Here is a 7,221-nt window from a genome sequence, read left to right as displayed (position 1 = left end):
ATTCCCGAAGCCGTTGGATTTGCGCTCTAAGACTCTCCGGTTGTTCCGGCTCAAGCCTCAGCGACGCGCGCAGTTGCTGGCCAATCACTTTCATAATTGCCCGGCTGTGTTCTTGGTCTATGTCAATGCTGTGGGGCATAGCCCATCCTTCGAGACCGAGGAGAACGCCGGCCTCTCTCGCTGGCTTTCTGACTGCGAGCACAGTTGCCTCGCCGATGGAACTGGAGAGCGCCACTTTTGGCTATCTTGCGCGAGCGCTTGTATCTGGGACCAGCGGGTCCTGTTTAGGACCTTTGGCTATCCGCGACATGCGCCGTGTAGTTGAGGTGTAGTCGGTCGAAGGAGGGTATGGCACAACAGTCGGCGAGACGAGGCCGGAAAAGCCAGGTGTACCCATCGTGCGTTCAGAGCGCGCGTTTATGATTTGGTTCCGGTCTGCGAACTCCCATACGGGCCCGCAGCTCCATCGCTGCATTAGAGGCCGGACAGATGGTAGCACCCGACTTCGCGTCAATGCTCTTCAAAAACCGCTTGCATCTCGCGGGGCGTCCACAGATGGGTACACGGCCTAGCTAGTCCAGACTAGCGTGGCTTTGACTGGGTCAGCAGCCCGATGGTGGCGAAACGCCGGGGGTTGCCGGAGCGCCCGTTGCGTTGGCCGGCCCCGTCGTGGCGGGATTTGCCGATGGTGGTGAAACGCCAGGGGTCGCCGGAGCTCCCGTCGCGTTGGCCGGTGCCATCATGGCGGGATTTGCAAGGCTCATACTGACGCTCTCGCTGCATGCCGCCGAGTTCGGCGTCGGTACAACGGCCATGGTCGGAGTGATGCTGGTGCTCGCAAGATCTGTAATTACAGGCTGAATCGCGCCACGCGGGGGGCTGCTCGGAATTTCGGGGGTCGTGAGTGGCAAAGCTGCGCCGTTGGTCGGTGGACCTCCTGGAATGTCGCTGCACACGACGGTCGACGGGCTGCCGACTGGGGTCAGTGGCGTTATCGTCCCGGTCGAGCTGACGCCGATTGGCGAGAGAATGGTTCCCAACGGATTCGCTTACATCACCGTGGTCGACGACGTCATGGTTGTGCCGCTCATGATGGATGTGGAGACAGTGCTCGGCAGGGCCGACATCGTCGGTGTCGCGGAAATCGATGACGTCGTTCCAGTTGTGCCGATCATGGCCGTCGCGGATGTAGCTGATAAAGCCGGTGCTCCGGACTGGATTTGCGGTATGGATGTGGAGACAGTGTTCGGCAGGGCCGACATCGTCGGTGTCGCTAAAATCGATGACAATCCCGTATCCACGAACTTACAATCACAGACGCCGAGGATCGATGCATCGCCTTCCGTTCATCGTGCTTGGACACTGTGGCTCGAGAGGGGAAGACAAATATCGGTGGCTGCCAGGCCGAGGGTGCAGGGTGCTGATCCGCGAGGCCATCGAGACCTTCGTGGGCATTGGCCTGGTCGGGCTGGCGCTTGTCGGCCGTCGGACGGCCGGGTGGATCTACCACAGGGGTCGATGCGCAACGCGACCTGGTCGCTGCTATTTTCCGGCGCCTGTCGTCAGGCCGCTGACGATGTAGCGCTCGAGGAAGATTCCGACCAGGACGAGCGGTGCGATCGCCGCCGTCGACAGCGCCGCCATCGACCACCAGTTGATGCCCTGCGAGCCGGTCTGGCTCGCCACCATTACCGGCAGGGTCTTCGCGTCGGTGCTGGTGAGCAGGGCGGCAAAGAAATATTCGTTCCAGCACAGCACCAGCGAGAGGATGAACGCGGCGACCATGCCGGGCACCGCGAGAGGCAGAATGATGCGGAGGAACGCGCCCCAGGTCGACAGGCCGTCCACGGCTGCGGCCTCATCGAGCTCGATCGGAATCGCATTGAACTGGTCGCGCATGATCCAGATGACGATCGGCAGCACCGTCAGCGTGTAAAGCAGGATGAGGCCAAACGTCGTGTCGAGCAGTGCCAATGCCTTGTAGAGCACGAGGAACGGCAGCGCGAGAACGACCGGCGGCAGAATCAGCTGCGACATGAAGAAGAACAGGATATCGTCATTGCGCAACCAGGCGAATTTATAGCGAAAGCGGCTCAAGCCATAGGCGGCGAGCGATCCCAGCACGAGCGCGAGCAGCGATGCGCCGACCGAAGTGATGATGCTGTTGATGAAGCGGTTCATGAATTCGGAGCGTGCAGTCGAGGTCCCGAAAAGCGTATCGGGCGACAGGCCGAGCGAGCGCCAGCCTTTCCAGTCCGGCTGGAAATCGATCCAGGGGATCAGGTGCGCCTGCGTCACATCGACCGCTGATTTGAATGAGGTCGTGACGGTCCAGTAGATCGGAAACAGGCAGATGAAGGTCCAGAGCAGCAATGCGGCGTAGATCAGCGTGCGACCCAGAATCCGCCTGGGGCGCGGCGCTGCTGGACGTTTTCGGATCGGGTTCGATGCCACCGTCGAGATAGCCAAGCGCTCAAACTCCTTTGCGATCTATGCGACATTCTGTGTCCAGCGCCTCGACAGGCGCAGCATCAGCGTCAGCAGCACGATGATCAGCAGCAGATAGACCATGGCGAGCGCCGTGCCGTATCCGACGTTCGAACGGTCGCGGTAGACGCGGTAGATGAAGCTCGACACTGTGTCGGTGGCACCACCGGGACCGCCAGCCGTCACGTTGATCACGATGTCGGCGAGCTTCAGCTTGAAGATGATGCGGATGATCAGGACGGTGATGCTAACCGGCAGCATAATCGGGAAAGTGACGTGCCAGAATGATTGCCAGCCATTCGCGCCGTCGACCTTGGCGGCTTCCTGCACCTCCTTCGGCATCGCTTGCAGGCCTGCGAGCAGGATGATCATAATGAATGGGATCGAGACCCAGGCGTCCATCGCCTGGATGCTGAAGCGCGCCATCGTCGGCGAGGCGAAGAATGCCGGGTTGTCCCAGCCGAGATAGCGCGCCAGCGTCGCCGCTGGGCCGAAGCGGTATTCCAGCAGTGACTTGCCGATCATCCAGCTCACCGCGACGGGGCTGAGCATCATCGGCAGCAGGAAGACCACGCGGAAGATTCTTCGTGCGCGGATCTCGGCACTGAGTAACAGCGCCAGTCCAAACGCGATCGCGTATTCGCCGAGCACCGCGACGGTGTAAAAGACCATGTTGCCGAGCGCATTCCAGTAATAGGTGTCGTTCAGCATTCCCCTCAGATTATCCAAGCCGCTGAAGCGCGGGCCCTCGATCGAGCTGAGATTCCAGTCGAGCGAGGCGATATAGATCCCGAAGATCGTCGGGAAGATCACGACGGCAACCGTGAAGAACACCGCCGGCAGCAGGAACAGCGCGCGCTTGCCACGCTCGCCGCGGGTCAAGACTTGCCCGACACCAAATGCAACGGTCCAGACGAGATAGGCGATGAGGATCGGCCGCCAATCGGGAAATCCGGCGGCGATCGTGCCGGTCGTGCGCAAGACCTGAGTGAGGAGCACAAGCAGGAAGCCGAGCGACGCCAGCAGAACAAGCGCGCGGCCGGCAGCCTTTCTGCTGCCGGGCGCGCGCTTCGTCACTGGCTGGTGGTGCAGGTCGTTGCTGTCGGGTACAGAATTCTGCATCGAGATGAGCTGCATTCGGTGCCGGCTCCTGGCGCCGGGCAGGTTTTCGGCTGGCGCCGGGAGCGCCAGCCGAGGGTAGGGGATCTTGCGTGGGCGCGCTACACGCCGAGCGAGGCCTTATAGAGCCCGATCTGCCGTTCGCGGCCGATCTGGTCGGTCAGCTTTTCCCAGGAGGCAGCAATGTTGTTCGCTCCGGTCTGTGCGTCGACCTTGCCGGCGAAAATCTTCGTCAACTCGTCTTCCGCGATGCTGTAGTACTGGAAGATGCCGGGGATGCGCGGCTCGACCGCACGGTTCGGATGATTGTACGAGCCGAGCTGTGAGTTCAGATAAGACGTGATGTACTTCTTGTCATAGCCCGCTGCGACCCACTCATCGTACTGGAAGTGGCTGGTGCGGTGAGCCTGGAAGCCCGACGGATACATCACCATCCAGAGCGACAGGTCCTTGCCGCCGAGATGCGCGGCCGCGCTCCAGGCCGCCTTGTGCTTCTTCTCGTCGGCATTGACGCGGGCCATTACATAGACGCCCCAACCCAGATAAGCGCAGTTCGGCGCATGGTTCGGACCGCTCGCGAGCTTGTCCCATTTTCCGGTCTTGGAATTGTAGACGTCGTCCGATCCCGGCAGGATGTCGAAACCGACGATATCGCCGATCACCGAGGTGTCGCTCGCCTTCGCGACCTGGCCGATGTCGCCCCACCAGGGGATCATCGAGCCGATCCCGGCCAGGAACTGCTGGAAGCCGGTGGTGTTCGGATCGGCGTTGAGCTGATCGGCCGGCTCGAACGGCAGCGCGTCGATCACGTCCTGGATAGCGCGGACCCAGGCCGGATTGTTGATGCGCGGCTTCATCGTGTCGATGTCGAACAGCCAGGCCTTGTCGTCGGGGTGCTTGGCATAGGCCGAGGCGCGGCTGCCGAGGAAATAGAAGCCGAACCCGCCCCATGGCTTTGGTGCGTCGAGATAGCCGAACACGTTCTGGTTCTTGATCTTCTTGCCTTTGAGGAATTTCGTCACCGCCTGGACCTGCTGCCAGGTCTTCGGCACGCCCCATTCGCCGGCATTGCCGGCGTCTTTCCAAGCCTTGGCGAGGGCAGGGTCGGAGAACACGTCGGTGCGGTAGTTGAAGTTGTGGCAGTCGCCGTCGATGGTGACGCGATAGGTCTTGCCGTTCCAGGTTCCGACCGGCGGCTTCAGATAGTCGACATAGTCATCGATATCGATCTGCTTCTTGACCCAGTCCGGCATCTCGGACGCCAGCCCCTTGCCGCAGACGTCGCCTTCGAAGGGCGCGCCCATCTCGAGGATGTCGAAGTCGACCGTGCCGGTCGCGATCGCCTGCTGCAGGCGCGGGTTGTAGTCGGCCTGCGCAAGATCGATCCAGGAGATTTTCGCGCCGGTATAGGCCTCCCATGGTTTAAGGAAGCCGCGGAACAGGAGGTTGTGCAGGTTCTGATTGTTGAGCCCCATGAAAGAGAGCTCGACCCCCTTGAACTCGCCCTCCTTGATGCTCGCCTTGGTCGGGCCGAGGCAGAGCTCGCCGACCTTCTGCCAGTCGGAATCCGTCGGCGCGCCTTTGCCGACGCCCGGAATTTGCGTGATCTGCGCGCGCAGATTGGCTTGCGCAAGCGCGAGCTCCGAGAACGTGCCGAGCGCGCCACTCGTACCCAATGCTGCAGCGCTTGCCGCGCCTTTCAGCACGGTGCGTCGGTTCGGATGCACTGCGGAATGCCGATCATGATCTTGCTGCTTCACCGCGATACCCTCCCTTTTGGACCTTCTTGATGTGAAGTCTGAAGCACCGGAGCAGATAGAGGACGTGACGCTCGTGGACTTCGGTGTCGTCGTGATGGGTGACAGGGGGCCACGTTGAGTATGCAGCGGCGCCCATTAATGTCAACGAAAGCACGCGGAGTTGAAGCCGCCGACCACCCATCAGAAACGAAGAGAAGTTTCGCGATGCCGCGCCGCAAGATGGATGTTTGCGCGCGACATCATCTCGATGTCTTGTGCCGGACGTGTCGCGCAGTCCGTTTCCCCGGCAGGTCAAGCATCGGGCGGGATGACGCCCTTCTTGAAAATGAAGCAGCCATAGAAGCGTCGCTCCCCGGTCTGGATCACGCAATAGGATTGCTTCGCAAGCTGATAGAAGGCAAAGCGCTCGACCGAGCCCATTGGCGAGGAGCGCCCCTCTGCCGCGTCGATTTCGGCCTGAACCTCGCGCTGAACGGGCGGGATCTCGTTGGGCTGGTCGACGATCTCCATGCGGGAGGCCGGCTTGTCGACAAAGCTGTCGAGCGGCAGCACCGAGAGAATCGCGCGCGCGGCGCGCGCAGTGGTGACATTGTCGATGCGGATCAGCTTGCCCAGTACGGTCTGCCGTGCGACGGCATCGGCGGGAAAATTGGTGTCGCAAAGCACGAGGTCGTCGCCGTGGCCCATGGACCTCAGCGCGTAAAGAACATCAGCATTCAGAAGCGGGTCGATCGATTTCAGCATGCAACGCCTCCCGGGACGCGGATCACCTTTTTGGATTGACGACTATCCAACGTCAGGGCGCCGCCGTCCATATCGACGCAATAGTCCGTAGTCCGGCTCAATTCGGCTCGAACTGGACTACGTTGGTTCGCCTAGAGCCGCGCTCAGGTGACGGCCCGTCAGATGACCACTCGCCAAACTGGGACGAGAAAGACGTCGATCGGCGTTGTCGGCTCAGGGAACGTCTTTGCCGATCTTGGCCTTCCCGATCCCGAGACACGTCTTTCGAAGGCAAACGTCGTCATCGAAATCACGGAGGTCATGGAGGAACGTGGACTGACCATGCCACGGCCGCCCAGCTCATGGGAATGCTCGCCTGGAGCTCATCGAGCTCCTGCGCGGCCGCACCAAGCCCTATACCGTGGACGGCTTGAAGGAGTGTCTGCGACGTCTTCTGGCATGATCTACAGACGGGGCTCCGGCTGGTAGTCGACCTCGTCCATCTAGGCGAGGTCACGCAGGATCTGCTCCTAGTCCGTCCGGATCGTCTCCGACAGTACGATGCCCCGGTCGCGACCGCTGTCCGGGAGCACATGGATGCCGACATCGGCGCCCAACGCGGTTAGGACCTTGATCAGGCGCCACACCTCATAGCCGTCATGTCGATGGTTCATGATCCGATCGAGGTCCTGCTCCGCCTCGCCGGCGAGCTTGGCAACGTCTGCCGGCGTTAGGCCGCGCCTTTCGGCGATCGTCGCGATCTCATGGCACAGATGGCTCTTGACCCTGAACTCGGCGGGATCCGCAATGCCCTGCTCGGCGAGGAAGTCGTCGCCGCCGGAAATCGTCAGGTCTTCGTCATCGGTCATCCGACAGCCTCCTCGCAGAAAATAGCCGTAGGCGCCAAAAAAGAAACACCCCGCCGTCGCCGGCGGGGTTCGCTTTCTACCTACCTAAGTAGGGGACATTTTATTGGGGGACACGTTATCCCCGTGGCTGCGGCCACAGGAAAAGTACGTCCCCTAGGTGGTGTGGACTCTAAGGATTCCCATTTAAGTGCAAATCAGATTCAAGGCTTCTTTTGGGGAGGTCGCCTTGGGTGTGATGGATCGTTTGGTTTTGAGCGACGCGG

6 protein-coding genes are annotated in these 7,221 nt (G+C 61.2%); 1 reads left to right on the top strand and 5 read right to left on the bottom strand.

Annotated elements, in window-relative coordinates:
* Positions 1 to 654: 654 nt before the first annotated feature.
* On the top strand, positions 655 to 861 hold the full coding sequence (locus tag AC630_RS29910) for a hypothetical protein (protein ID WP_074122072.1): 207 nt from the start codon (positions 655 to 657) through the stop codon (positions 859 to 861).
* Between the two features lie 681 nt (positions 862 to 1,542).
* On the opposite strand, the gene AC630_RS29905 is transcribed toward AC630_RS29910, so the two are convergent.
* The 5 genes from AC630_RS29905 to AC630_RS29885 all read right to left on the bottom strand — a co-directional run bounded on the left by AC630_RS29905 (position 1,543) and on the right by AC630_RS29885 (position 6,958).
* Positions 1,543 to 2,403, bottom strand: a complete 861-nt coding sequence (locus AC630_RS29905; RefSeq protein WP_502691548.1) for a carbohydrate ABC transporter permease — start codon at positions 2,401 to 2,403, stop codon at positions 1,543 to 1,545.
* 87 nt (positions 2,404 to 2,490) lie between these two features.
* Positions 2,491 to 3,609, bottom strand: coding sequence for a carbohydrate ABC transporter permease (locus AC630_RS29900; protein WP_074122073.1), 1,119 nt, complete (start codon positions 3,607 to 3,609; stop codon positions 2,491 to 2,493).
* Positions 3,610 to 3,707: 98 nt separating this feature from the next.
* Positions 3,708 to 5,366 carry a type 2 periplasmic-binding domain-containing protein gene (locus AC630_RS29895; RefSeq protein WP_074122070.1) on the bottom strand — a complete coding sequence of 553 codons (1,659 nt, stop codon included), beginning with the start codon at positions 5,364 to 5,366 and terminating at the stop codon, positions 3,708 to 3,710.
* Between the two features lie 291 nt (positions 5,367 to 5,657).
* Positions 5,658 to 6,110 (bottom strand): RbsD/FucU family protein, encoded by a 453-nt coding sequence (locus tag AC630_RS29890; protein ID WP_074122069.1) that lies wholly within the window; start codon positions 6,108 to 6,110, stop codon positions 5,658 to 5,660.
* Positions 6,111 to 6,619: 509 nt separating this feature from the next.
* Positions 6,620 to 6,958 (bottom strand): XRE family transcriptional regulator, encoded by a 339-nt coding sequence (locus AC630_RS29885; protein WP_074122068.1) that lies wholly within the window; start codon positions 6,956 to 6,958, stop codon positions 6,620 to 6,622.
* Positions 6,959 to 7,221: the final 263 nt, after the last annotated feature.

It is taken from the genome of Bradyrhizobium sp. AS23.2 (assembly GCF_001908185.1).
Taxonomy (GTDB): domain Bacteria; phylum Pseudomonadota; class Alphaproteobacteria; order Rhizobiales; family Xanthobacteraceae; genus Bradyrhizobium.
The sequence above is the reverse complement of the archived record's forward strand: the minus strand, read 5'-3'. Positions and strand labels throughout refer to the sequence as shown.